This window comes from Falsiroseomonas sp. E2-1-a4, assembly GCF_051433165.1.
Lineage (GTDB): Bacteria > Pseudomonadota > Alphaproteobacteria > Acetobacterales > Acetobacteraceae > Falsiroseomonas.
Genome location: NZ_JBHMFS010000002.1, coordinates 219,955 through 241,659, shown reverse-complemented (window position 1 = coordinate 241,659; position 21,705 = coordinate 219,955). Strand labels below are relative to the sequence as shown.

The 21,705-nt window shown below is 68.8% G+C and carries 22 protein-coding genes and 1 tRNA gene; 11 read left to right on the top strand and 12 right to left on the bottom strand.

Going from position 1 to position 21,705, the window contains the following annotated elements; genetic code table 11:
• Window positions 1-69: 69 nt before the first annotated feature.
• Complete coding sequence (locus ACFHNC_RS03890; protein WP_437167897.1) at window positions 70-3,231, bottom strand: efflux RND transporter permease subunit; 3,162 nt, start codon at window positions 3,229-3,231, stop codon at window positions 70-72.
• A gap of 40 nt (window positions 3,232-3,271) precedes the next feature.
• On the bottom strand, window positions 3,272-4,387 hold the full coding sequence (locus tag ACFHNC_RS03885; protein WP_437167896.1) for an efflux RND transporter periplasmic adaptor subunit: 1,116 nt from the start codon (window positions 4,385-4,387) through the stop codon (window positions 3,272-3,274).
• Window positions 4,388-4,572: 185 nt separating this feature from the next.
• Between ACFHNC_RS03885 and ACFHNC_RS03880 the strand changes: the two genes are divergently transcribed.
• Together ACFHNC_RS03880 and ACFHNC_RS03875 are read left to right on the top strand one after the other, a co-directional pair.
• Window positions 4,573-4,923, top strand: coding sequence for an Lrp/AsnC ligand binding domain-containing protein (locus ACFHNC_RS03880; RefSeq protein WP_437167895.1), 351 nt, complete (start codon window positions 4,573-4,575; stop codon window positions 4,921-4,923).
• A gap of 150 nt (window positions 4,924-5,073) precedes the next feature.
• Window positions 5,074-5,355 carry a hypothetical protein gene (locus ACFHNC_RS03875; RefSeq protein ID WP_437167894.1) on the top strand — a complete coding sequence of 94 codons (282 nt, stop codon included), beginning with the start codon at window positions 5,074-5,076 and terminating at the stop codon, window positions 5,353-5,355.
• 4 nt (window positions 5,356-5,359) lie between these two features.
• Here the strand turns inward: ACFHNC_RS03875 and ACFHNC_RS03870 are convergent, their stop codons facing one another.
• The 3 genes from ACFHNC_RS03870 to ACFHNC_RS03860 form a co-directional block, all read right to left on the bottom strand.
• On the bottom strand, window positions 5,360-6,856 hold the full coding sequence (locus tag ACFHNC_RS03870) for an amidase (RefSeq protein ID WP_437167893.1): 1,497 nt from the start codon (window positions 6,854-6,856) through the stop codon (window positions 5,360-5,362).
• 126 nt (window positions 6,857-6,982) lie between these two features.
• Window positions 6,983-8,590, bottom strand: a complete 1,608-nt coding sequence (gene ggt, locus ACFHNC_RS03865; protein WP_437167892.1) for a gamma-glutamyltransferase — start codon at window positions 8,588-8,590, stop codon at window positions 6,983-6,985.
• Window positions 8,591-8,677: 87 nt separating this feature from the next.
• Complete coding sequence (locus ACFHNC_RS03860; protein WP_437167891.1) at window positions 8,678-9,439, bottom strand: SDR family NAD(P)-dependent oxidoreductase; 762 nt, start codon at window positions 9,437-9,439, stop codon at window positions 8,678-8,680.
• Between the two features lie 113 nt (window positions 9,440-9,552).
• On the opposite strand from ACFHNC_RS03860, the gene ACFHNC_RS03855 reads away from it, so the two are divergent.
• Complete coding sequence (locus ACFHNC_RS03855) at window positions 9,553-9,891, top strand: tRNA-binding protein (RefSeq protein WP_437167890.1); 339 nt, start codon at window positions 9,553-9,555, stop codon at window positions 9,889-9,891.
• A gap of 69 nt (window positions 9,892-9,960) precedes the next feature.
• A complete protein-coding gene (gene gpt, locus ACFHNC_RS03850) occupies window positions 9,961-10,449 on the top strand; it encodes a xanthine phosphoribosyltransferase (RefSeq protein ID WP_437167889.1) in 489 nt (162 codons plus the stop codon).
• A 177-nt stretch (window positions 10,450-10,626) separates the two neighbouring features.
• Here gpt and ACFHNC_RS03845 read toward each other — a convergent pair whose 3' ends face one another.
• The gene (locus ACFHNC_RS03845) at window positions 10,627-11,928 is read right to left on the bottom strand and encodes a hemolysin family protein (RefSeq protein WP_437167888.1); all 1,302 of its coding nucleotides are present in this window, start codon (window positions 11,926-11,928) and stop codon (window positions 10,627-10,629) included.
• 138 nt (window positions 11,929-12,066) lie between these two features.
• On the opposite strand from ACFHNC_RS03845, the gene ACFHNC_RS03840 reads away from it, so the two are divergent.
• From ACFHNC_RS03840 to ACFHNC_RS03810, 7 genes are all read left to right on the top strand, one after another.
• Window positions 12,067-12,489 (top strand): DUF3429 domain-containing protein, encoded by a 423-nt coding sequence (locus tag ACFHNC_RS03840; protein ID WP_437167887.1) that lies wholly within the window; start codon window positions 12,067-12,069, stop codon window positions 12,487-12,489.
• A gap of 84 nt (window positions 12,490-12,573) precedes the next feature.
• Window positions 12,574-12,867 carry a hypothetical protein gene (locus ACFHNC_RS03835; protein WP_437167886.1) on the top strand — a complete coding sequence of 98 codons (294 nt, stop codon included), beginning with the start codon at window positions 12,574-12,576 and terminating at the stop codon, window positions 12,865-12,867.
• 81 nt (window positions 12,868-12,948) lie between these two features.
• Window positions 12,949-13,767: a MurR/RpiR family transcriptional regulator gene (locus ACFHNC_RS03830; protein WP_437167885.1), complete on the top strand. Its 819-nt coding sequence runs from the start codon at window positions 12,949-12,951 to the stop codon at window positions 13,765-13,767.
• A 51-nt stretch (window positions 13,768-13,818) separates the two neighbouring features.
• On the top strand, window positions 13,819-14,331 hold the full coding sequence (locus tag ACFHNC_RS03825) for a hypothetical protein (RefSeq protein WP_437167884.1): 513 nt from the start codon (window positions 13,819-13,821) through the stop codon (window positions 14,329-14,331).
• Between the two features lie 70 nt (window positions 14,332-14,401).
• A complete protein-coding gene (locus ACFHNC_RS03820; RefSeq protein WP_437167883.1) occupies window positions 14,402-14,956 on the top strand; it encodes a peptidoglycan-binding domain-containing protein in 555 nt (184 codons plus the stop codon).
• Window positions 14,957-15,042: 86 nt separating this feature from the next.
• Window positions 15,043-15,216, top strand: coding sequence for a DUF1328 family protein (locus ACFHNC_RS03815; RefSeq protein WP_437167882.1), 174 nt, complete (start codon window positions 15,043-15,045; stop codon window positions 15,214-15,216).
• 123 nt (window positions 15,217-15,339) lie between these two features.
• On the top strand, window positions 15,340-16,089 hold the full coding sequence (locus ACFHNC_RS03810; protein WP_437167881.1) for a phosphatase PAP2 family protein: 750 nt from the start codon (window positions 15,340-15,342) through the stop codon (window positions 16,087-16,089).
• Here ACFHNC_RS03810 and ACFHNC_RS03805 read toward each other — a convergent pair.
• The 6 genes from ACFHNC_RS03805 to gyrA form a co-directional block, all read right to left on the bottom strand.
• Window positions 16,034-16,819, bottom strand: a complete 786-nt coding sequence (locus ACFHNC_RS03805; protein ID WP_437167880.1) for an alpha/beta fold hydrolase — start codon at window positions 16,817-16,819, stop codon at window positions 16,034-16,036. The two genes, ACFHNC_RS03810 and ACFHNC_RS03805, sit on opposite strands and share 56 nt — an antisense overlap.
• Before the next feature lie 146 nt (window positions 16,820-16,965).
• Window positions 16,966-17,041 (bottom strand) — tRNA-Lys (locus tag ACFHNC_RS03800).
• A 41-nt stretch (window positions 17,042-17,082) separates the two neighbouring features.
• Window positions 17,083-17,625, bottom strand: a complete 543-nt coding sequence (locus ACFHNC_RS03795; protein WP_437167879.1) for a peptidylprolyl isomerase — start codon at window positions 17,623-17,625, stop codon at window positions 17,083-17,085.
• A 41-nt stretch (window positions 17,626-17,666) separates the two neighbouring features.
• Window positions 17,667-18,260, bottom strand: coding sequence for a peptidylprolyl isomerase (locus tag ACFHNC_RS03790; RefSeq protein WP_437167878.1), 594 nt, complete (start codon window positions 18,258-18,260; stop codon window positions 17,667-17,669).
• Window positions 18,257-18,781 (bottom strand): pantetheine-phosphate adenylyltransferase, encoded by a 525-nt coding sequence (gene coaD, locus ACFHNC_RS03785; protein WP_437167877.1) that lies wholly within the window; start codon window positions 18,779-18,781, stop codon window positions 18,257-18,259. Before coaD ends, ACFHNC_RS03790 begins: the two co-directional genes overlap by 4 nt.
• Entirely contained in the window at window positions 18,771-21,527 is a 2,757-nt protein-coding gene (gene gyrA / locus ACFHNC_RS03780) for a DNA gyrase subunit A (protein ID WP_437167973.1), read from the bottom strand. The genes coaD and gyrA overlap by 11 nt, the downstream gene beginning before the upstream one ends.
• Window positions 21,528-21,705: the final 178 nt, after the last annotated feature.

The following is a 21,705-nucleotide window of genomic DNA, read 5'->3' as shown; positions in this document are numbered from 1 at the left end:
TGCTGCCGGGGATTTAGCGCGGGATGCCGCCCGCGCCTACTCCGCCGGCCCAAAGCGGGGTCGGGCCGGTCACTCCGCGGGAGCGGGGTGATGCACCGGCCGCTGGTTCTCCAGCTCCGACAGCTTCTGGGCAATGGCGCCGATCGGCTTGGTGAAGGGCGCCAGCAGCAGATACAGCGCCGGCACGGCATAGAGCGTGAGGAAGGTGGAGAAGGTCACCCCGCCGACGATCACCACGCCCAGCGCCTGGCGGCTCTCAGCCCCCGCCCCCGTCGCCATCGCCAGCGGCAACGCGCCGAAGGCCGTGGCAATGGAGGTCATCAGGATCGGCCGCAGCCGGGTGACGGAGGCCTCCAGCACCGCGTCATGCACGGAAAGGCCACGGTCGCGGAGCTGGTTGGCGAATTCCACCACCAGGATGCCGTTCTTCGCCATCAGCCCGATCAGCAGCACCAACCCGATCTGGCTGAAGATGTTGAGCGACAGCCCCGTGAAATGCAGCGCCAGCAGGCCACCCGTGACGGCCAAAGGCGTCGACATCAGGATGATCAGGGGGTGGATGAAGCTCTCGAACTGCGCCGCCAGAACCAGGAACACCACCAGCAGGGCCAACGCGAAGGTCACATACAGCGCGCCGGAGCTTTCCTTGAATTCCAGGCTCTGGCCGCGATAGCTGATTCGCGCTTCCGGCGGCAGCACTTCCCGCGCCACCTGTTCCATGAAGCCCAGCGCCTCGCCCAGCGTGTAGCCGGGGGCGAGCGAGGCGCTGATGGTGATGGCGCGCACCCGGTCCTCGCGCGCCAGGGATTGCGGTCGCGCGCGTTCGGACAGCGTGACGACGTTGGAGAGCGGCACCAGCCCGCCCTGGGCGGAACCGGCGCCGCCGATCAGGCCGAGCTGCCCGCCATTGCTGGTGCGGACGAAGATGTTCTGCAGGTCGTAGGGGCTGGCCCGGTCTTCCTCCCGCGCCTGCAGCAGGATCACGTATTCCTGCCCGCCCTGGACATAGGTGCCGACCTGGCGGGAGCCGAGCATCGTCTCGATGGTGCGGCCCATGGCCTGGATCGAGACGCCGAGCTCGGCGGCCTTGCGGCGGTCGATCTCGACGCGGATCTCGGGCTTGGTCTCGCGGAAATTGCTGTCCAGGTTCAGCAGCCGCGGATTCTCCCGCGCCCGCGCCAGGAAGGCGTCGCGCCACTGCACCAGCGTATCGTAGCTGTTGCCACCGATGACGAACTGCACGGGCGGCTGGAAGCCGCGCTGGCCGAGCGAGGGCGGGTTCAGCGCGAAGGCGCGTACACCCGGAATCGCCAGCAGCCCCGGCATGATCTCCGCCGCAAGCGCCTGCTGCTTGCGGTCCCGCTGGCTCCAGGGCGCCAGGCGCATGAAGATATTCGCCACATTCGCCTGCGCCGGTCGCTGGAAACCGCCGACGGTCGCGAACAGGGATGCGATCTCGCCGCTTTCCACGAAGGGTTGCAGCACCCGCTCCACCCGCTGCACATGTTCGGTGGTGTAGGCGAAGGAGGCACCCTCCGGCCCGGTGGTCGGGATGATGATGACGCCGCGATCCTCGGTCGGCGCGAATTCCTTGGGCAGGACCAAGAACAGCACCACCGCCAGCCCGCTCAGCGCCGCGACGCCGCCCATGGTCAGGATCGGCGCGGCCAGCGCCCGGCGCAGCGTGGTGCGCAGCACCCAGTTCATGCCGAGGAAGAAAGGCTCGGTCCAGCGCACCAGGCGGCTTTCACCCTCATGCGCGCGCAGCAGCTTGGAGCACATCATCGGCGTCAGTGTCAGCGCGATGAGGCCGGAGAACAGCACGGAGGCCGCCAGCGCGAAGCCGAATTCGGTGAACAGCCGGCCGGTATTGCCGCCCATGAAGGACAGCGGCACGAAGACCGCGATCAGCACCAGCGTGGTCGCGATCACCGCGAAGGCGATCTCCCGCGCGCCGCGGAGCGAGGCGAGCAGCGGCGCCTCACCGTCCTCGATCCGGCGGTGGATGTTCTCCAGCACCACGATGGCGTCGTCCACCACGAGGCCGATCGCCAGCACCAGCCCCAGCAGCGTCAGCACGTTGAGCGAGAAGCCCAGCGCCGACAGGGCGATGAAGGAGGCGATGATGGAGACCGGGATCGCCACTGCCGGGATGATGGTGGCGCGCCAGGACCGCAGGAAGAAGAAGATCACGACGACCACGAAGATCAGCGCGATCATCAGCGCATGCTGCACCTCATAGATCGACTGGGCGATGAAGGTGCTTTCGTCGTAGCCGATGACAACATCCACCCCATCCGGCACGGTGGCGCGGATGCGCTCCACCTCCGCCTTCACGCCATCCGCGACCGAGAGCGTGTTGGCGGTGGATTGCCGCAGGATGCCAAGGCCGATGCCGGGCTTGCCGTTGATGCGGTAGCCGCCGCGCGTGTCCTCCGGCGCCACCTCGATCCGCGCCACATCGCCCAGCAGCACCTGACCGCCGGCGGACCGCGCCAGAACCACTTGGCGGAACTGCGCCGGCTCGCTGATCCGGGTGTCGGTGCGGACCGTCAGCTCCCGCGCCGTGCCCTCGATGCGGCCGCCCGGCAGCTCGATATTCTCGCGGCGGATCGCGTCCTCCACGTCCTGCACCGTCAGGCCACGGGCGGCGAGGGCCTGGCGGTCGAGCCAGACGCGCATGGAGGGCTTGCGCTCCCCCAGCACCAGCACCTGCGCCACGCCTTCGACAATGGCGAGCTGGTCGGCGAAGCGGCGGCGGGCGATCTCGGTCAGCTCCATGCCCGAAAGCTGGTCGGAGACGAGCGCCACCCACAGGATGGGCCGCGCATCGCCATCCACCTTCTGTACCACCGGCGTATCCGCCTGGTCCGGCAGGCGGGCCAGCGCGCGGGCCACGCGGTCGCGCACATCGTTGGAGGCGGCGTCCACGTTCCGGGAAAGCTGGAACTCGATGGTGACCTGGCTGCGCTCATCGCGGGAATTGGAGGTCATCACCTTGATGCCCTCGATCCCGGCCACCGCAGCCTCGATGATCTCGGTGATCTGGGTATCGACCACGCCGGCGGAGGCGCCGAGATAGGTGGTGGTGATGGAGACCACCGGCGGGTCGATCGCGGGGTATTCCCGGATCGGCAGCTTCATCAGCGCGGCAATGCCCAGCACGATGAGCATCAGGCTGATGACCATCGCGAAGACAGGTCGCTTGATCGAGACGTCCGAGAGCACCATCGCGCGGCTTCCCTGGGCTAAATCTTCATTGCCGCCGGCGTCAGGAAGTCGGGCGGGTCATCGTCTCGGTCACGCGCACCGGCGCGTCGTTGCGCAGCCGCTGGATGCCGCGCACCACCACGACATCGCCCGCGTCCAGGCCCGAGAGCACCTCCACCTCCCCACGCAGCCGCTGGCCCAGGCGAATTTCGAGGCGCTTCGCCCGGTTGTCGCGGATGGCGTAGACGAAACTGCGGTCGCCCAATGGGTCGATCGCTTCCTCCGGGATCAGCAGCGCGTTGGCGCGGGTGGCGAGCACCAGCTCCACCGTCATGAACAGGCCGGGCTTCAGCGCCTCATCCGCATTGTCGAATTCGCTGATGACGCGGACCGTGCGGGTGTTGGTGTCGATGCGCGTGTCGACGACGGCGACGGTGCCGGTGAAGCGGCGGTCGCCGAAGGCGGCGCTGCGGGCGGTGACCTGGCTGCCTGGCTGGACGCGGGCCAGGAAGACCTCCGGCACCGAGAATTCCACCCGCACGCGGGCGATGTCGTCCAGCGTGGTCACCACCGTGCCCGGCTGCACCAGCGCGCCGACACTGACCTGGCGCAGGCCGACGCGGCCGGGAAAAGGCGCGGCGATGCGCAACTCCTCCAGCCGCGCCGCGGTGGCGCGGACGCGGCCTTCCGCCTGGCGGGCCTGGGCTTCGAGGGTTTCCAGCCGCTGCGCGGCGATGGACTGGCCGGCCTGCAGCTGCCGGGCGCGCTGCGCCTGGCTGCGGGCATCGTCATGCTGGGCGCGGGCCTGGTCGAGTTCGGCACGCAGGGCGGCGGCTTCCATGTCCACCAGCTGGTCGCCGGCGGCGACCATCTGGCCTTCCACGAAGCGGATATTGGTGACGATGCCGGACACCTTGGCGGTGATCGCCACGGCGTTGCGGGCGCGGACGGTGCCAACCGATTCGGTGCGGTCCACCACCGGCCCGGTGCGGACCGGCGCGACGGCGACGCCGACAGGCCCACCCGGCCCGCCGCGCTGCTGGGCCGTGGGCGCGGCCGCCTCCAGCCCGACCAGCGCCAGTGGGCGGGGCAGGCCTACCTGTTCACCGAAGACGTGCCAGGCCGCGCCAACCCCGATGATGAGGGCCATGACGGCAAGCTGGGTGGATGTTCGCATTCGACACCAGTTCTGACAGCGTTGTTCTGGCCCGGCGGCACGCGCCGGGGAAGGCACCGTTACTGTTCGTCACCAGTTGCAGGCCAAGACATCGGGCAAGTCTCGCGGGGCGAGCAGATGACCTTGGACCCGGAATTATGCAAGGTGGGTCACGCCAGCGCCACAGCAATCGCCATGCAAGCTTCATGCCCCGCAGACAGGGCACCGCCCGATGCGCCAGCCCCTTCCCGCCGCGCCGCCGCCGCGCCAATCTGCGCGCCTTCGAGGCAGGAGTAGCGGATATGCGAGCCATCTTCGTCATGGTGAAATGCGAGATGGGCCAAGCCTATCGCGTGGCGCGAGAGATGGCGGACGGCATCCCGGAGCTTTCCGAGATGCACTCCACCAGCGGGCAGTACGACCTGCTGGGCAAGTTCTATCTGGAGACAGACCAGGATATCGGGCTGTTCGTGGTGGAACGGGTGCAGAGCGTGCCGGGGGTGAAGGACACCTACACGCTGCAGACCTTCAACGCCTTTTCGGGCGGCAAGGGCTGATCAACGCAGCTTCCGGCGATTGAAGCCTAACGCCCGCCTCCGGCGGCTGGGGCTGAAACATACTGCAACAACCGCCGCGGCGCGGACACAAACCCGCCCTTGGGGTGCCGTAGGCTCCCCCCATCTTTCAAGGCGTCGGAGGAACACATCATGCGCGTCGTCCCTGCCCTTGCCCTTGTCGCCACCCTGCTGCTGGGCGCCTGCCAGAACCCTGACGGCACGGTGAACGTGCCGGCGTCCCTGGCGCTCGGCGCCGGTGCGGCGCTGGGCGTGGCGGCCATCGCCTCGGCGAATGACAACAGCCATCGCCAGCGCAGCCATTATCGCCAGCCTTCCTATGGGCATTCCCGGCCGTATTACGGCCGGGGCTACAACCGCGGTTACGATCGGGGCTACAGCCGCGGATACGACCGGGGCTATCGCAGCTGGTAGCGGCTCAAGCCCAGGTCTTGAACTGCGGCATGCCGGAAATCGGCGGTGCCGCCTTCAGCGCCGCGATATTCGGCACCGGGCGGGCCAGGCTGGCATCGCCCGCCACCGCCGCTTCGATCGCGGCCGCGACGGCCATGACCAGCGCATCGCCACCGCGCGGCCCCACAATCTGCAGGCCGAAGGGCATGCCGGCCTCATCCACGCCGAGCGGCAGGCTGATCGCCGGGTGGCCCACAAGCGTCACCGCATAGGCCAGCGACAGCCAGTGAAAGTAGGTGCGGGTCGGCTGGTTGTCGATCTGGGCCGGGTACAGCTCCGTCCAGGGGCGCGGGCTGATGGTGATGGCCGGGCTGATGATGATGTCGTGGTTCTGGAAGAAGCTCTGCCAGCCGCGATAGATACGGGTCTGGTCGCTGGCCGCGCGGGAATAATCCGCCAGCGAATAGCGCAGCCCTTCCTCGACATTGGCGATGATGTTGGGCCCGCAATCCTGCGGCCGCGTCCGCACCTTCTCAGCATGGGCCGAGAGGAAGCTGGCCGCGCGCAGCACCTCGAAGGCCTCATCCGTGCCGCGGCAATCGGGGGTGGCTTCCTCGACCCGGCCGAATAGCGGGGTCAGCGCGGCGACGCGGCTGGCAAAGACACGGCGGATGTGTTGCTCGGTCGGCGAAATGCCGAAATCGGGCGTCGCCGCCACGCGCAGGCTGCCGAGGTCCACCGCCATCGGCGGGAACAGATCCCGGTCGCCGCCGCGCACCCGGCGGCCCGGAAGGGTGTAGGCCAGCGGGTCCAGCGCATCGTCATCCGCCATGGCGGACAGCAGCAGCGCCGCATCCGTCGCGGTGCGTGCCATCGGACCGAGCACCGGCAGTGCCGACCAGCCATGCCCGCGCCGTTCCGCCGGCACCAGGCCCGGCGAGGGCCGGTAGCCGACGATGCCGTTGAACGCGGCCGGATTGCGCAAGGACCCGCCGGTATCGCTGCCCGAGCAGATCGGGAACATGCCGCAGGCCAGCGCCACCGCGGACCCGCCGGAGGACCCGGCGGCGGAGCGCGTCGGGTCGAAGGCGTTGCCCGTGGCGCCATGGACAATGTTGCGCGTATTGGCGCCGGCGCCAAATTCCGGCGTGTTGGTCTTGGCCGTGACGATGGCACCCGCGCGGCGGATGTTCGTCACCATCGCTTCGTCCCGCGTCGGGATATGGTTGGCGAAGATCGGGCTGCCCCAGGTGGTGAGCAGCCCCTCCACCTCCTCCAGATCCTTGATGCCGATCGGCAGGCCGTGCAGCGGGCCCAGCTTCGCGCCGGCCATCACATCGGCCTCCGCCTGCTTCGCCGCCTTGCGCGCGCGATCCTCATCCAGCGCCACCACGGCGTTCACCGCATGGTTCACCGCGGCGATGCGGCCGAGGCAGCTTTCCAGCAGTTCCACCGGGGACAGCTTCTTCGTGCCGATCAGGCGGCGCGCCTCGACGGCGGTGAGATCGCAGGGTTCGGTCATGCGGCGAAGTCCTTCTGTGGGCCGGTCTGGGCCGTGATGCGTTCGCTTCCGCGCACGCATCTCGAACCAGCCTATGCTGGATCGCGCGATTCAGACTTTTCGGCGATCCGCCTCAAGTCATCGCGCTCAGTAGCCAAGGGCGCAGCCATCCTTGCGCGGGTCGGAGCCGCCGACCAGACAGCCGCGCTCCCGGTCGATCAGGATCGCCTGGCCGCCGCCATGCGGCTTGTCGACCAGCGTGCAGTCATGGCCGAGGCGGTTCAGCCGGTCGATCACGCCGGGCGGAATGCCACGCTCCACCTGCACCTTGCCCTGGTAGGGGAACAGCCGCGGCGCATCGAGCGCTTCCTGCACGTCCAGGCCGTATTCGAAGTGGTTGGCCAGGAACAGGGTCTGGCCCATCGGCTGGTAATGCCCGCCCATCACGCCATAGGGCATGATCGCCTCACCATTCTTCATCACCATGCCGGGGATGATGGTGTGCATCGGCCGCTTGTCGGGAGCGATGCAATTCGGGTGGCCTTCCTGCAGGCGGAAGCCGTAGCCGCGATTCTGCAGCATGACGCCCGACTTTTCCGCGAAGATGCCGGAGCCGAAGCCCTCGAACAGCGAGTTGATGAAGGAACAGGCGTTGCCGTCCTTGTCCACCACGGTGAGGTACACCGTATCCTTGTGCTTCTGCCAATCGGCCTGACCGGCCTCCGGCAGCTCGGCCATCGCCTTGCCGTCGGTGATCAGCTTGGCCAGGTCGGTGATGTAGCCCTCGGACAGCAGCTTCGCCAAAGGCACCTCGACCTGGGACGGGTCGGCCAGGAAGGCGTCGCGGTCCCGGTAGGCCAGGCGCGCAGCCTCGATGTGGCGGTGCAGGCGCTCGGGGCTGAACGGGCCTTGTTCCACCGTGCCGAGCTTTTCGATCATGCCGAGGATCATCAGCACCAGCAGGCCGCTGCCGTTCGGCGGGCACTGGAACACCTCCATCCCGCGCCAGGCGCGGCTGATCGGGTCCACGAATTCGGCGACGCTGGCGCCGCGGGCGAAATCGGCTTCGGTATGGGTGCCGCCGGCGGCGCGCAGGGTTGCCACCATGTCGGCGGCGATATCGCCCTCATAGAAGGCCTTGGCGCCATGCTTGCCGATGGCGCGCATGGTGGCGCCCAGCGCCGGGTTGCTGAACTTGTCGCCGAGCTTCGGCGCGGCGCCATCCTTCAGGAAATACTTCGCCGCGCCGGCGTGCTTCGCCAGCTTGCCGGCGGAGCTTTCCCAGTCCGAGGCCACGCGGCCGGAGACGAAGAAGCCCTCCTCCGCATAGCGGATCGCCGGCGCCAGCAGCTCATCCAGCCCCTTGCGGCCATGCGTCTTGTTCAACAGCGCCCAGGCCGAAATCGCGCCTGGCACGGTCACCGAATGGGCGGAGGTCGGCATCATCGCGGTCAGGCCTGCGGCACGCAGTGCCTCCGGCGTCGCACCCATGGGTGCACGGCCGGAGCCGTTGAGCGCGATCACCTGGCCCTTGCCCGCCGGGGCGTACAGACAAAAACAGTCACCGCCGATGCCGGTGGATTGCGGCTCCACCACGCCCAGCACGGCAACCGCCGCGATCGCCGCATCCAGCGCATTGCCGCCCGCCCGGAGGATATCCAGCGCCGCAAGCGTCGCCTGCGGCATGGAGGTGGCGGCCATGCCGTTGGCGGCATAGACGGCGCTGCGGCCGGGGGCGTGGAAGTCGCGCTTCATGCTGGAACTACCTTCTGGCAAACTGTCGACACGGGTTGTGACGCCGCCCTGCCCGACCGGCAAGCCGACCGCGCTGCGACTTGTCGGCTACTGCGTGAGGAATCCGCCATCGATCACCAGGCTGGTGCCGGTGACCATGGCGCTGGCGGGGCTGGCCAGGAAGACGATGGCGCCCATGATGTCCTCCACCGTCATGATCCGCCCCAGCGGCATGCGACGGGTCTGGCTGGTGCGGACCTTCTCATCCGCCAGGAAGGCCCGGGTCAGCGGCGTCTCGACGAAGCCCGGCGCCACCGCGTTCACGCGGATGCCCTTCGGGCCGAGCTCGAAGGCCATCGCCTTGGTCAGACCCTCGATGGCGTGCTTGGTCGCCGTGTAGACGGTGCGGTTGGCGCCGGCGACATGGCCGTTGACCGAGGACAGGTTGATGATGGCACCACCCCTGCCCTGCTCTGCCATGCCCTTCGCCACCGCCTGCGCCACGGTGAACATGGCGCGGATGTTCAGGTCCAGCAGCCGGTCCACCGATTCGTCGGGCACCTCCAGGAACGGCTCGCGGATATTGGTCCCGGCATTGTTCAGCAGGATGTCGAAGGGCCCGGAAGCTTCCACCAGCGCGCGGACCGCCACCCGGTCCGTCACATCGAGCTGCGCGGCGCGGGCGGCGTGGCCGGCCTCACTCAGTGCGGTCGCCGTCTCCTCCAGCTCATCCAGGCTGCGGGCGGCCAGCACCACCTCCGCCCCTGCGGCCGCCAGCGCCACGGCGCCGGCGCGGCCGATGCCCTTGCTGGCGCCGGTGACCAGGGCGCGCAGCCCATCCAGGCGGAAGCTGGGGGTGTTGGGCAACATTCTTGGGACCTCCTTGGACAGGGACGCTTCAAGCCCATGCGCCGGACGCCCGGATCGTGCAAGGGTGGCGCCTGCGCCCTTCCCCCCTTCCACCACACAGGCTAGGGATAGCCATGGACCCCATCTCCTTCGACGATTTCGAGAAGGTCGATATCCGCGTCGGCACGATCATCGACGCGCAGCCCTTCCCGGAAGCCCGCAAGCCCTCCATCCAGCTCTGGGTGGATTTCGGTGGCGCGCTGGGGGTGAAGAAATCCTCCGCCCAGCTCACCGTCCACTACACGACGGACCGGCTGATCGGCCGCCAGGTGATGGCGGTGGTCAATTTCCCGCCCCGCCGCATCGCAGACTTCGACAGCGAGGTTCTGGTGCTCGGCGTACCGGATGAGAACGGGGCCGTGGTGCTGCTGAAGCCGGACCTGAAGGTCCCGGACGGCGGCAAGCTGTTCTGACGCCGGACCACAAGGTCCTCAATGGCGGCAAGCTGTTCTGACGAAACTCTGCCCACAGGAAAGACGACGATGGCGCCGCGCTACTACACGGTGACCTGGGACCAGTTGCACCGCGACGCCAAGGCCCTGGCCTGGCGGCTAGTGGAACGTGGCCCGTGGAAAGGCATGGTCGCCATCACCCGCGGCGGGTTGATCCCGGCCGCGATCATTGCCCGCGAACTCGACTGCCGGCTGATCGAGACCGTATCCGTCGTCACCTATGACGAGGAACACCGTGGTGAACCGCAGGTGGTGAAGCCCCCCGCCGCGGCGCTGGAGTCGGGCGGCGACGGCTGGCTGCTGATCGACGATCTGGTGGATACCGGCACTACGGCCCGGCTGGTACGCGCCATGCTGCCCAAGGCGCATTTCGCCACCGTCTATGCCAAGCCCGCCGGCAACCCGACCGTGGATACCTTCATCACCGAAGTGTCCCAGGACACCTGGATCCTGTTCCCCTGGGACACGGAGCCGCAATTCATCGCGCCGATCGCCAAGGCGCATGCCAACGGGAAGTAGCGGCGCGACCTGCGCCCGCCAATAGGCGGGCGAGCGGGCGGCGCTTGAGCGGCAGCTAGACCCCCCGCAAAGGTAACGCGCACCCTGCGCCCGCCAAAGGCGGGCGAGCGCCCGAAAGGGCGCCGCCGCCAATGCGGCGAGCCAAGCGGCCGGAGGCCGCGCCCGGCACTTGATGGCTCAAAACGACGGCAATTCCTCCTTCGCCGCCAGCACCTTGTCGACGCGGCGGCCATCCATATCCACCACCTCGAAGCGCCAGCCGGCCCAGGAAATGCGGTCCCCCTCCTTCGGCACGCGCTGCAGCAGCGCCAGCATCAGGCCGGCCACCGTGTGATAGGTGCCTTCCTGGGGCAGATCCGGCAATTCCAGGCGGGCTTTCAACTCGTCCGACGGCATCATCCCCTCCAGCAGCAGGCTGCCATCGTGGCGCACCACAGCCGGGTGGCTGGAATCATGATGCGGGGTGCCGAGTTCACCCACGATCGCCTCCAGCAGGTCGGAGGCGGTGACCACCCCCTCGAAGCTGCCATACTCATCCATCACCAGCGCCATGCCGATCGGGTCGCCGCGCAGCCGTTCCAGCGCATCCAGCGCCGAGAGCGTGTCCGGCAGCACGCGGGCCTGGCGCATGGCGCGGGCCACCGACATCGGCGCGCCCTCCAGTATCTGGTCCAGCAGGTCCTTCGCCGCGACCACCCCCACCACATTGTCCACCCGCCCATCCGCCACTACGAAGCGGGTGACGGAGGAGGCGCGCAGGCGGGCCACCACATCCTCGGCCGGGGCGGTGCGGTCCAGCCATTCCAGCTCGTTGCGTGGCGTCATCAGCGCCCGCACCGGCTTGTCCGCCAAGCGTAGCACCCGCTCGATCATCTGGCGTTCCTCACGCTCGATGGCGCCGGAGGTGGCACCCTCGGCCACCACGGCCTTCACCTCCTCCTCCGTCACCTGGTTGGCGCTGACGTCATGCTTGCCGAACAGCCGCAGTACGAAGGCGGAGGAGGTGGAGAGCAGCCAGATGACCGGCGCCGTCGCCCGCGCCAGCCAGGCCAGGGGGCGGGAGACCACAACCGCCACCCGCTCCGGGTTGCGCAGCGCGATCTGCTTCGGCACCAGTTCGCCCAGGATCAGGCTAAGATAGGTGATGGCCACCACCACCAGGGCGAAGGCGATCTGCGGCCCCAACGCGCCGATCGCCGGCACCCCGGAAAGCCACTCGCCCAGGGTCTGAGACAGCCGCGCGCCACCGAAGGCGCCGGCCAGGATGCCCACCATGGTGATGCCCACCTGAACGGTGGGCAGGAATTGCTGCGGGTTATCGGCCAGCGCCTGCGCCGCGACAGCCCCCGGATGGCCACGGCGCAGCAGGGCGGCGAGGCGGGTGCGGCGCGAGGAGACGATGGCAAGCTCGCTCATCGCGAAGACGCCATTCACCACCACCAGCAGCAGGATCAGCAGGATTTCGAGACTGGTGGCCATGTTGCGCGGTGCCTCAAGGCGGTTCGGCCTGGGCTTTAGCGCCCGGTGCGCCGGGATGAAACCTGCGGGGCTTCCCCTGGGACGTCCCCTGGGGCTTCCCCTGGGGCCAAACGCGCCGAGATGCGGAGGATGCAGCAGATGATTCCCGGGCTTCCCATTCCCGCCTTCTGGCTCGGCCTGGCCGGGCTGTTGCCCTTTCTCGGCCTGGCGGGCGCCGGCCTGGCCGGGCTGCCCTGGGGTGGGTGGGCGCTGGCCGCCTATGGCGCCACCATCCTGGCCTTCCTCGGCGCGGTGCATTGGGGCCTGGCGCTCGCCGCACCGGCGCCCGGCCCCGGCCGTTTCCTGCTGGGCGTGGTGCCGCAGCTCGTCGGCTGGGTGGCGCTGCTTCTGCCGCTGCGGCCGGGCCTGGCACTGCTGGCGGCCGCCATGCTGGTGACGGCGGCCGCGGAGTCGCTGGCGGCACGGGCCGGCCTGGTGCCGGTGGGCTACCTGCGGTTGCGGTGGGTGCTTTCGGTGGGCGCGGCGGGATGCCTGGCGGTGGCTGCCCTCGCGGCCAGGTGAAATTCGTTAACGAATTATTTCTCTTGTCTCAAGAAATGGACTTGTTAAGCTCCCGTCAACACTTTCGCGGACCGGAGGCACTCCATGCTTGAAACCGACACCCTCGCCTCCGGCGACATCGTGACCTTCCCCAACTCCAACGAGCGCCGCCTGCGCGTGGCGCTGCGGAACCTCGATGCCGCCCTGGCCGAGCAGCGGGACGCGATCGGCCTGTTCCGGGCCGAGCTGGCCGCGCTGGGCAGCGCCGTGAACGGTCTTGGCGACAGCGCCCAGGCGCTGAAGGAGCGGCTGCACGAGGCGGCCGAGGACACCGCGCTCGCCCGCGACGCCGCGCTGCGCCTGCAGCAGACGGCGGAGGCGATGACCCGCGCCGGCTGAACCAGACCCAAAGGGTCGGCCCCAAAGCCTTGCCGCCCCCCGCCCCCAGGCTGTAGCAGCGCAGCCTTTGGCGGAGGACCAATGCGCGACCGAATCGCCCAGATCCTCGACCGGCTCAGCCCGGCCGAGCGCAAGGTGGCGGAGCGGGTCGCCGCGGACCCAGATGGCGCCATGGGCGCGAATCTGGCCGGCCTGGCCCGCAGTGCCGGCGTCTCCGAGCCCACCGTCATCCGATTCTGCCGCAGCCTCGGCCTGAAAGGCTTCGCGGATCTCCGCCTGGCGCTGGCGCGCGGAGAGGGCGCGGCCGGTCCGGTCCGCCATGCGATCACACCCGACATGCCGATGCCGCTCGTGGCGGATGGCGTGCTGGATGGAGCCGAGGCGGTGCTGGCGGCGCTGCGGGTCGGCCTGGACCGCACGGCAATCGAACGCGCCGCGCTGGCCCTGCTGCGCGCGGCGCGGGTCGAGATCTGGGGCTGTGGCGCCTCGGCCGCCCTGGCGCAGGACATTGCCTTCAGCCTGTTCGGCCTGTGTCGCGGCGTGGTGGCGCGGCACGATCCGCAGATGCAGGCCATGGCCGCGGCGACGATGGATGGTGATGCGGTGGCGATCTGCCTGTGCGGCACCGGACGTGCGGCGGCGCTGGTGGCACTGGCGAGGCTGGCGGCCGGATCGGGTGCCACGGTCATTGCCCTCGCCCCGCCCGATACGCCCCTCGCCGCCGCCGCGACGCTGCTGCTGCCCTGCCCGGCGCCGGATGTGGCGGAGCCACTTGCGGCCCGGCTGTCCCGCCTCGCGCCGCTGCTGCTGGGCGACGCGCTGGCGGTCAGTGTTTCACTGCTGTCCCCACCGGCGGCGCAGGACCGGCTGGCACGCATGCAATCGGCACGCGGCGATTGACAGCGATGCGGGGCGGGAGAAGATTCTCCTCGTCAACAGGGAGGCCGCGACATGGCTCTGACGCTCAACGACTTCACCGCGCAATGCAAATCCGCGCTGGCGGATCATCCTGGCCCGGCGGGGCGGGAAAAGGTCTGCGCTCTGGTGCGAGAGGCGCTGAAGGATTCCGGCTTCGTCGCCGCCAACATCCCGGAGGGAACGCCGGAGCGTCACGTGCTGTATGAGGACCCGGAGCTCGGCTTCACCGTCCTCGCACATGCCTACACCGACGCCAAATCCAGCGGCCCGCATGACCACGGCCCGTCCTGGGCGATCTACGGCCAGGCGGCCGGTGAGACGGTGATGAGCGACTTCGACTGCTTGGCGCGGCCGGATGGCCTGAAATCCGGCAAGGCGGTCCGCACCCGCGACTACACGCTGCGCCCGGGTGACGCGCATCTGTATGAGCCGGGCGTGCTGCACGCACCGCGCCGCGACGGCCCCACCCGGCTGCTGCGGATCGAGGGTGTGAACATGGATCGGGTCAAGCGCCTGCCCTACACGGAAGTGCAGCCGGTCGCCTGATCCCCGCCCCTGGCGGTGAACCCCTGGCGTTCCGCGGTGTTCATGCCGCGGAACAATTGGGGCGACCGCCATGAAGCTCTCCGGACTTGCATTCAGCCTGGCGCTCGGCACGCAGCTTGCGCTGACGCCGGCCCATAGCCTCGCGCAGCCCGCCCAGCCCCTCACCTACGCCCAACCGCTGGAACGCGACGCGGTCGTCAAGGTGCAGGAGGCGCTGCGGCGTGCCGGCGCCTATACTGGCGCGGCGGACGGCATCTGGGGTCCGGCCAGCCGCACCGCGCTCGAGACCTTCCAGCAGGGGCGCGGCCTGCAGGCGACAGGTGAGATGAACCCCGCCACCGCCGCCACACTGGGTGTGAACCCGGCGGAACTGCTCCCAGCCCATTCAGCACCTCCCGCCACGACCGAGGTGCTGAGCGAGCAGGTTGTGCGGAACGTGCAGACCCGGCTGCGATCGCTGGGCTTCTACGAGGGCGGCGTCGACGGCATCTGGGGCCCCGCAACGCAGACGGCGATCGAGCGCTTCCAGCAGAGCCGGTCGCTGCAGGTCACGGGGCAGCTTACGCCAGTAACCGCCTCCGCCATGGGGCTGGACCCGAACAACCTGGCGGGGGCACCCCGTTGAATTTCCGGAATTGGCTGAACGATTGTGGCTGAACTTCAGCGCGCATCAGTCGTTCTGTTGCTTCCTGTCACGTGAAGGAAACTCCGATGATCAAATGGGCCATCATACTTGCCGTCGTGGGACTCGTGCTGGCGGTGCTGGGCTTCGGCGGCCTCGGCGGCGCGTTCATCGAAATCGCCAAGATTCTGTTCTGGCTGGCGATCATCATCGCCGTGATCCTGTTTGTCCTGGGACTCACGGTTTACAAGAAGGTCACTTAGCGGAACTTGTCTTCGCTGGCCGTGACTTGGGCACAACCACCCGGGTCGCGGCCAGCTATCTTCTGCGCCAGCCGGCGGCCCGCAGCCTTCGCCGCCGGCGTCGTGTTGCGCTTGGTGGGACGCATGACAGCCAGAGCTCCGCTCCACCTGCATCTGTGGCACCGATTCAGCGCTTCGTTGTCCTCGGTCGGTGAGCGACTGGAACTTGGCACCGTCACGCTGCTGCTGCTTCTGGCCAGCGCCACCTGGGGCTTCATCGAGCTGAGCGATGCCGTCTTTGACGGCAAGACGGTGGAAACCGACCGCGCCCTGCTCCTGGCATTGCGGTCCTCTGCCGATCCGGCGGACCCGCTCGGGCCGGGATGGCTCGAGGAGATGGGCCGGGACGTCACCGCGCTTGGCGGCGTGGCCGTGCTGGTGCTGCTGATCCTCGCCGTGACCGTGTTCATGGCGCTGCGGCGGCTGTGGCACGCTGCCGCGTTGCTTCTGGCCGCGGTGGGCAGCGGCATCCTGGTCAGCACCGTGTTGAAGGCGGTGTTCGAGCGCCCGCGCCCTGACCTGGTGCCGCATGGCTCCTACGTCGCGACGGCCAGTTTCCCGAGCGGGCACTCCATGATGGCAGCCGTGGTCTACCTGACCCTCGGCGCGCTGCTGGCACGTGTGGAGCCGGACCTGCGGGTGAAGATCTTCGTGCTCAGTGCCGCCGTGCTGTTGACGATGCTGGTCGGGATCAGCCGTGTCTATCTGGGCGTACACTGGCCAACGGATGTGCTGGCCGGCTGGACGGTTGGCGCTGGCTGGGCGCTGCTGGTCTGGCTTACGGCCCGCGCGCTGCAGCGCCAGGGGCGGATCGAGACCGATACGGGCGGGTAGCCCCCGGCGGCGCCCGCAGGAATGGCAGGATGGCGTCCCGCATCTCCCGCGGGTGCGAATAGTTCATGCCATGCGCCGCACGTGGCACCGTGACGAGGCGCGCCTGTGGCAGCAGCCGCGTCATCCGCTCCGCCCAGGCGCGCGGCACCAGGTAGTCCCGCGCGCCGACCACGACCAGCGCCGGCACCGCAATCTGCGGCAGGCCCGCCGCCATGCGATAGCGGGTCATGTGGCGAAAGGTCCGGGCATAGCGCCACACCCCGGCGCGCAGGTAGTCTACCAGGGCCACCCGGGCGATCGATGGCCGCTCGAACAACGATGTCAGCAGGAACAGGGAGATCTGCCGCAGCGGCGAGGCGTGTTCCGGATCCGGTGTCGGCCCTTGCAGGACCAGCCTTTCCACGAGATCCGGGCGCTGCAGGCCGAGTTCGACCAGTACCTCGCAGCCGAGCGAATTGCCGACCAGCGTGGCCCGTCCGATCCGCATGGCATCCATCCAGCCCGCCAGCGCTGCCGCCATGCCGGGGACCGTCAGTGCCCGCGGAGGGTCGCTGCTGCGGCCGAAGCCCGGCAGATCGGGCGCAAAGACCGGAACGTCGCGGGCGAGGCATGCCGCCAGCGGAGCCATGTAGCGGCTCGACATGCCGAGGCCATGAACCAGCACCACCGGCATGCGCCCAGCATCAGGTTCCGCAGAAACCAGCGCATGCATCGCGATGCCGTCGACCATGCACCAGTGACTGATAAGCCGGACGGTTGCTGGCGCGCTGCGTCGGAGAGACTGACTGGCCAGCAGGGCGATGCCCGCGGCGATCGCCGCCTGGCGCCAGGAGGGCCGCCAGCGCCAAGCTGGGTTCCTGGAAGCGGCGGCATGTCTGGTGAGCCCGGTGGGACTCGAACCCACGACCCCATGATTAAAAGTCACGTGCTCTACCGGCTGAGCTACGGGCTCGGGGGGTGCGCGCCCCGAAACGGGGGCGCGCAAGGTGCGTGTTAGGCGTCGGCAGCGGGGGTGCTGTCAACCCCCTCGGCCGGGCTGGCGGCGGCAGCGGTGCCGACGCGCATGGACTTCACGCGATCCGGTTCCCGCGAAATGCCGTTCGGGCCCTGGCCGCGCTTGATCTTGTCCACCAGATCCATGCCGTCCACGACGCGGCCCCAGATGGTGTACTGGCCATCGAGGCTCGGTGCTGGCGCGAACATGATGAAGAACTGGCTGTTGGCACTGTTCGGGTTGTTGGTGCGCGCCATGCCACAGACACCGCGGGCGAACTTCGCCTTGGCCGGCGGGCTGAACTCGGCCGGCAGGTCCGGGTGCTCGGAGCCACCGGTGCCGGTGCCGGTCGGGTCGCCGCCCTGGGCCATGAAGCCGTCGATCACGCGGTGGAACGGCGTGCCGTCATAGAAGCCGGCGGTGGTGAGCGCCTTGATGCGCTCCACATGCTGCGGCGCCAGTTCGGGCAGCAATTCGATGGTCACCACGCCGCTGTCCAACTCCAGCAGCAGCGTGTTTTCCGGCGCGAGGGAGGCGCTCATCTGTCTTGGTCCTTCCGAGAGGTCATTCTTGATCCGGCCCGTCAGCGCGCGTCGGCGGCGACGCGCATGGCGCGGATGCGGTCAGGCGGCTGCGGCACCATGCCGGAGGGCCCCTGCCCGCGCTTGATCTTGTCCACCGCCTCCATCCCCGCCACGACGCGGCCCCAGATGGTGTATTGGCCGTCCAGGTTGGGCGCCGGCGCGAACATGATGAAGAACTGGCTGTTGGCGGTGTTCGGCGCGCTGGTACGCGCCATGCCACAGGTGCCGCGCAGGAAGCGGGCACGGCCGGGCGGCGTGAATTCCGCCGGCAGGTTCGGCAGGTCGGACCCGCCGGTGCCGGTGCCGGTGGGGTCGCCACCCTGCGCCATGAAACCCTCGATCACGCGATGGAAGGGCGTGTTGTCGTAGAATCCGCGGCGGGTCAGCAGCTTGATCCGCTCGACATGGCGCGGCGCGAGCTCCGGCAGAAGCTGGATGGTGACGCGGCCATCCTTCAGTTCCAGGAATAGCGTGTTCTCGGGGTCCGTCTGGGGCGCGGTCTGAGTCTGGGCAAAAACCGGGCGCACGGCCAGAATCGGCGCGGCCAGGCCAGCACCCAGCAGGCTGCGACGGAGCAGGGTTGGAACGGTCATTCAGCGGCTTCCTTGCGGTTTCGCACGCGCACCAGCGTGCGCTCCAGCGTCAGCTTCGGGACGAAGGAGGTGACGTCGCCACCCAGGGTCGCGACCTCCTTCACAAAGCGCGAGGAGATGAACTGGTTCGTTTCGCTCGCCATCAGGAACACGGTTTCCACATCCGGTGCCAGGCGGTGATTCATGCCGGCCATCTGGAACTCATAGTCGAAGTCGGACACGGCCCGCAGGCCGCGGATGATCATCCGCGCCTGGGACTGGCGGGCGAATTCCACCAGCAGCCCGGTGAAGGGCACCACGATGATCTCCGACCCCGCCTGCGCGGAGATGGTGTCGGTCTCCGCCTTCACCAGTTCGACCCGCTCATCGAGCGAAAACAGCGGGCCCTTGCCGGAATTGATGGCGACGCCGACCACCAGCCGATCCACCAACCGCGCGGCGCGGGCGATGACGTCCAGATGGCCGTTGGTCACCGGGTCGAAGGTGCCGGGATAGACGCCGATGCGTTTCTCAGACGTCACTGCCGGGCTCCGTCATGCCGACCGCGCCGGTCTCGGCGGCGGCTCCATCCACGCCGGCCTGTGCCGGCGCCTCGTCATCCACCACGGGGAAGCAGGACGTCACCCGCTCCTCCGCATCCGGCCGCGCGATTCGCACGCCCATGGCGCTGCGGCCGGTGATGCGGACCTGGTCGGCCGGGGTGCGGATCAGCTTGCCGCCATCCGTCACCAGCAGCAGGTCATCGCCCGTCTGCACGGTGAAGGTGGCCACCACCTCCCGCCCCGTGCGCCACTTGGGATCGAAGCCGATGGCGCGGATGCCCTGCCCGCCACGACCGGCGAGGCGGTATTCAAAGGCCGAGCTGCGCTTGCCGAAGCCCTTTTCCGTGACCGCCAGGATGAACTGCTCGGCCTCGGCGAGCTCTGCCTCACGCTCCGGCGTCAGGGTGACGACCTCGACGCCCTCCTCGGCCTCATCCGCCGCGACGGACTCGTTCTCCGCTTCCGCATCCGCCTCGCCATTCTGGCGGCGCCGCTGGGCGGCCGCGCGCAGATAGGCCCGGAACTCGGCCGGCGTGCCCTCCACATGGCGCAGTACCGCAAGCGAGATCACCGTATCGCCATTCAGCAGGCGGATGCCGCGCACGCCGCTGGAATCGCGGCCTGCAAAGACGCGCAGCGTATCCGTCTCCGCTTGGAAGCGGATGCAGCGGCCATTGCGGGTCGCCAGCATCACGTCGTCACCCTCGCGGCAGGTGGCAACGCCGATCAGGCTGTCGCCCTCATCCAGCTTCATCGCGATCAGGCCAACGGCACGGACATTCTTGAAGTCGGACAGCTTGTTGCGGCGGACATTGCCCTGCGCGGTGGCGAAGACCAGGTGCAGGTTCTCCCACAGCGATTCATCCTGCGGCAGCGGCAGCACCGCAGTCACCTGCTCGCCATCCTGCAATTGCAGCACCTGGCGCAGGCTGCGGCCGCGACCGGTCGCGCCGCCTTCCGGCAACTGCCAGATCTTCTCCCGGAAGGCGATGCCGCGGGAGGTGAAGAACAGCACCCATTGATGGGTGTGCGCGACGAAGCTGCGGAGGACGATGTCATCCTCCCGCGTCGCCGCCCCGCTGCGGCCACGGCCGCCGCGATGCTGGCTGCGGAACACGTCGAGGCCGGTGCGCTTGACGTAGCCATCGCGCGTCAGCGTCACCACCATGGTGCCCGGCTCGATCAGGCTCTCATCGTCCTGGTCTGCGACGCCATCGAGGATCTCGGTCATCCGCGGCACGGCGATCAGCGCACGCACCGCCACCAGCTCCTGCCCCATCAGCTCCAGCCGCCGGGGGCGGGAGGACAGGATGTCGAGCAGGTAGGTGATGGTGCCGGCCACGTCGTTCAGCTCGGCGTTGATCTTCTCCCGCTCCAGCCCGGTCAGGCGCTGCAGGCGCAGCTCCAGGATGCCGCGGGCCTGGTCCTCGGTCAGCCGCACCGTGCCGTCATCGGCCAGCGTGTTGCGCTCGTCATCGACCAGGGCGAGCAGCGGCGCCACATCGGCCGCCGGCCAGTCCCGCGCCATCAACTGCGCGCGCGCCGTCGCCGCATCCGGCGCGGCGCGGATCAGCGCGATGACGGCGTCGATATTCGCCACCGCGATGGCCAGGCCGATCAACTGGTGGCCGCGTTCCCGCGCCTTGGCCAGGCGGAAGCGCGACCGGCGGAGGATCACCTCCTCGCGGAACTTGATGAAGGCCATCAGCGCATCGCGCAGCGCCATCTGCCGCGGCCGGCCCTCATCCAGCGCCACGAAATTGACGGGGAAGGAGGTCTGCAACTGGGTGAAGCGGTACAGGTGGTTCAGCACCACCTCCGGCGTCGCATCCTTCTTCAGCTCGACGACGATCCGCAGCCCGTCGCGATCCGATTCGTCGCGCAGGTCGGAGATGCCCTCGATCGCCTTGGCGCGCACCAGCTCCGCGATCTTCTCGATCAGCGTGGATTTGTTGACCTGGTACGGAATCTCCGTGACCACGATCATGGACCGGCCGCCGCGCATATCCTCGATCGTCGCGCGGGCGCGCAGCGGGATGGAGCCCCGGCCCGTCTCGAAGGCGCTGCGATTGCCGGAGCGGCCGAGGATCAAGCCGCCGGTCGGAAAATCCGGGCCGGGCATGATCTTCATCAGCTCTTCCAGGCTGATGGCGGGGTCGGCGATCATCGCCAGGGTGGCGTCGATCACCTCCCCCGGATTATGCGGCGGAATGTTGGTCGCCATGCCGACGGCGATGCCGCCGGCGCCGTTCACCAGCAGGTTCGGGAAGGCGGCCGGCAGCACCCGCGGCTCGCTGGCCGATTCGTCGTAATTGGCCTGGAAATCGACGGTGTCCTCGTCGATGCCCTCCAGCAGCGCCGTCGCGGAACGGGCCAGGCGGGCTTCCGTGTAGCGCATGGCCGCCGCCGGATCGCCGTCCATCGAGCCGAAATTGCCCTGGCCGTCGATCAGCGGCACCCGCATCGCGAAGGGCTGCGCCATCCGCACCAGCGCGTCATAGATCGAACTGTCGCCATGCGGGTGGTACTTACCCATCACGTCACCGACCACGCGGGCGGACTTCCGGTGCGGCTTGTCCGGCGCGAAGCCGTTCTCGTTCATGCTGAACAGAATGCGGCGATGCACGGGCTTTAGCCCGTCCCGCGCATCCGGCAGGGCGCGGGAGACGATGACCGACATGGCATAATCGAGGTAGGAGCGGCGCATCTCCTCCTCGAGTCCGATCGGTGCGTATTCACTGGGGCCGCCTGCGGCGCTGTGCGGCCCGTTTGGCCCTTCGGGCGGGCCTTGCGTCCCGTTCGGGTCGCCGGGCGGGGGTGACGTGTCGCTCAACGCGGAATCCTCATTCAGGGCCGGGCGTAGCGAGGCCCCGCAGGTTGTGGATTAGGCAATTCCGGGCCTT

Bases quoted from the DNA above. Each gene is read 5' to 3' on its own strand.
- ACFHNC_RS03840 (WP_437167887.1), top strand. From the start codon at position 12,067: ATGATTCCCGGGCTTCCCATTCCCGCCTTCTGGCTCGGCCTGGCCGGG.
- ACFHNC_RS03805 (WP_437167880.1), bottom strand. From the start codon at position 16,819: ATGGTCGACGGCATCGCGATGCATGCGCTGGTTTCTGCGGAACCTGAT.
- ACFHNC_RS03845 (WP_437167888.1), bottom strand. From the start codon at position 11,928: ATGGCCACCAGTCTCGAAATCCTGCTGATCCTGCTGCTGGTGGTGGTG.
- ACFHNC_RS03880 (WP_437167895.1), top strand. From the start codon at position 4,573: ATGCCCCGCAGACAGGGCACCGCCCGATGCGCCAGCCCCTTCCCGCCG.
- ggt (WP_437167892.1), bottom strand. From the start codon at position 8,590: ATGAAGCGCGACTTCCACGCCCCCGGCCGCAGCGCCGTCTATGCCGCC.
- ACFHNC_RS03870 (WP_437167893.1), bottom strand. From the start codon at position 6,856: ATGACCGAACCCTGCGATCTCACCGCCGTCGAGGCGCGCCGCCTGATC.
- ACFHNC_RS03830 (WP_437167885.1), top strand. From the start codon at position 12,949: ATGCGCGACCGAATCGCCCAGATCCTCGACCGGCTCAGCCCGGCCGAG.
- ACFHNC_RS03820 (WP_437167883.1), top strand. From the start codon at position 14,402: ATGAAGCTCTCCGGACTTGCATTCAGCCTGGCGCTCGGCACGCAGCTT.
- ACFHNC_RS03890 (WP_437167897.1), bottom strand. From the start codon at position 3,231: ATGGTGCTCTCGGACGTCTCGATCAAGCGACCTGTCTTCGCGATGGTC.
- ACFHNC_RS03860 (WP_437167891.1), bottom strand. From the start codon at position 9,439: ATGTTGCCCAACACCCCCAGCTTCCGCCTGGATGGGCTGCGCGCCCTG.
- ACFHNC_RS03885 (WP_437167896.1), bottom strand. From the start codon at position 4,387: ATGCGAACATCCACCCAGCTTGCCGTCATGGCCCTCATCATCGGGGTT.
- ACFHNC_RS03875 (WP_437167894.1), top strand. From the start codon at position 5,074: ATGCGCGTCGTCCCTGCCCTTGCCCTTGTCGCCACCCTGCTGCTGGGC.
- ACFHNC_RS03855 (WP_437167890.1), top strand. From the start codon at position 9,553: ATGGACCCCATCTCCTTCGACGATTTCGAGAAGGTCGATATCCGCGTC.
- ACFHNC_RS03795 (WP_437167879.1), bottom strand. From the start codon at position 17,625: ATGAGCGCCTCCCTCGCGCCGGAAAACACGCTGCTGCTGGAGTTGGAC.
- gpt (WP_437167889.1), top strand. From the start codon at position 9,961: ATGGCGCCGCGCTACTACACGGTGACCTGGGACCAGTTGCACCGCGAC.
- ACFHNC_RS03790 (WP_437167878.1), bottom strand. From the start codon at position 18,260: ATGACCGTTCCAACCCTGCTCCGTCGCAGCCTGCTGGGTGCTGGCCTG.
- ACFHNC_RS03825 (WP_437167884.1), top strand. From the start codon at position 13,819: ATGGCTCTGACGCTCAACGACTTCACCGCGCAATGCAAATCCGCGCTG.
- ACFHNC_RS03810 (WP_437167881.1), top strand. From the start codon at position 15,340: ATGACAGCCAGAGCTCCGCTCCACCTGCATCTGTGGCACCGATTCAGC.
- ACFHNC_RS03815 (WP_437167882.1), top strand. From the start codon at position 15,043: ATGATCAAATGGGCCATCATACTTGCCGTCGTGGGACTCGTGCTGGCG.
- ACFHNC_RS03835 (WP_437167886.1), top strand. From the start codon at position 12,574: ATGCTTGAAACCGACACCCTCGCCTCCGGCGACATCGTGACCTTCCCC.